Origin of the sequence: Streptomyces triticagri (assembly GCF_003429565.1) — a bacterium.
In the GTDB taxonomy this organism is placed as follows: Bacteria; Actinomycetota; Actinomycetes; order Streptomycetales; family Streptomycetaceae; genus Streptomyces; species Streptomyces triticagri.
Genome location: NZ_QUAK01000150.1, coordinates 1 through 1,954, shown reverse-complemented (window position 1 = coordinate 1,954; position 1,954 = coordinate 1). Strand labels below are relative to the sequence as shown.

General features: G+C 63.1%; 1 protein-coding gene and 1 pseudogene. One reads left to right on the top strand and one right to left on the bottom strand.

Annotated features, from left to right (window positions below; all coding sequences use genetic code 11):
- Positions 1-159 precede the first annotated feature (159 nt).
- Positions 160-405: pseudogene (locus tag DY218_RS35415) on the bottom strand (tyrosine-type recombinase/integrase); the annotation flags it as partial.
- Between the two features lie 369 nt (positions 406-774).
- Here DY218_RS35415 and DY218_RS25320 point away from each other — a divergent pair.
- On the top strand, positions 775-1,954 hold a 1,180-nt coding region (locus DY218_RS25320; RefSeq protein ID WP_147336165.1), incomplete at its 3' end, for an ATP-binding protein.

The window sequence follows — 1,954 nt, the reverse complement described above, 5'->3', positions numbered from 1 at the left end:
GCAGGTCACCGCATCAACTTCCGCCGGATCGCCGGTGATTCCCAAGCTCAGAGCGCGGGTTCGATTCCCGTCACCCGCTCCATGACAGAACCCCAGGTCAGCGACCTGGGGTTTGTGTGTTGTCTGGGCCGGGCTAGCGTCTCGTGCCCGAGGCTGCTCATCTACCTTGCTGGCAACCTTGGTTCGCGCGGCGCGGACACGATCATCGATGCCGTCGGCGACCTCCTGCTGCCGCTCCAGGTTGGAGTGCTGGTAGATCATCGCGGCCTTCTCGGACGACTGGCCGGCGTGGACCATCGTGTCCTTGAGGGTGGCGCCGGACTGGGTGGAGAGGGTGTGCTCGGTGTGACGAAGGCCGTACAGGCGGAAGCCGTCCGGGAGCCCGACCTTGTCACGAGGCTTGCGTCACTTCCGCCCGGAATACGCACCGAAAGCGTCCGCGCAGCCTTCGCCCCTCGCCATCGAGACTTTCGGTCTCCATCGCGTCTGGGTAGCGCCCCCTCAAAGCCACCTCCCACAAACCCCTACTCAGCGCCGCGGAATGACCGAGGATGGCCGCCTTCTCCTGCATGTCCACGTACACGGGACCTGGAGCGACTCCATCACCTAATCGATCCGCGACGAAGGGGTATAGACAGCGAACTCACGCGAGGCAGGACGCCAACCCACCTTGTGAGATGGGATGTTGACTGGGCGGTAATGAACTCAGGACTGCCACCCTGTTGAGCTTCTTCACGTAGCCTTGCTGGCGAGGCCAACTATCCGGGGTGGAGCTTGCTGAACCGAAACAACCTCCAGTCGTTCAAGGCAGCATTAGCCGCCGCACTGCGAACGACCAGTCAAGCTGATGATGCCCTGAGCGATCGGTTCGTCGAACTGCGCCCAGGGACAGTCTCCACGCTCGAGTCATCTGTCAACCACCTCCTCACGGGCCGTCGAGGCGTCGGCAAGTCCACGACGCTCGCGGTCCTCCAGAAGCGCGCCGAGCAGCAGGGGGCGCGAGTCGTCTTCGTGGATGTGGAGACGCACAAGTCTCGCTCCTACCCAGATGTCCTGATCGAGATCATCATCGACATTCTGCAAGCGATCCAGCCCGGGGGATGGAAGAGGCCACAGCGGATCCTTCGCCGTGAGGTCAAGGAGATCCTCACCGTCCTCACTGCACTCCGCGATGCAGGCGCCGAGGTCACGCAGAGCACCGAGAGCGACCAGACCCGGTCGAGTGACCTCAAGGTTCAACTCAAAGGCAGCGTCGCCAACCAGTACGCGAAGTTGAGCGCAACGGCTGGAGGCTCGCGCTCCAAGCGAAGCAAGACATCGCAGACCTCCACGCAGACGCGCCGGAAAGAGGACTTCCTCCGGGACCTCGCTCCTGCGATCGCCCAAGCCCTCGAAAAGGCTGCGAGGTTCGAGGGACGCAGGTCCCTCCTCGTCGTCCTTGACGATTTCTACTTCATCGCCAAGGACAGGCAGCCGCTCGTACTGGACCACCTCCACGGCATAACTAAGCGGAGCAATGTCTGGCTGAAGATCGGTAGCGTCCAGTCCCGGACGCACTCCTTCGCGGATGGAGACCCGCCGCTCGGCATGCAACCGCCTCACGACCTCCAGTACCTCTCGCTTGATGTCGGCCTTGCAGACTTCGGGACGGCGAAAGCTTTCCTCGAAGAGGTCGCGAACGGTGTGCTAGCTTCCGTAGGTTTCAAGATCAGTGACGTCCTCACGCCGGCCGCGCGTGAGCGGGCCGTGCTGATTGCGGGCGGTGCTGTTGCCCGTGACTACTTCGACCTCCTTAGCGCGGCAGCGGACGCTGGGTGGGAGTCAGCACAGCGCGGCCAAAACGGTGATTCGTTCATGATCGGAGCCGAGGATGTCCAAGCCGCGGCAGGTCTACGTCTTCAGCGCAAGCAGAGAGACCTCCGTAGCGATGCCGGGCGCGACGCTCCGGCCCTAG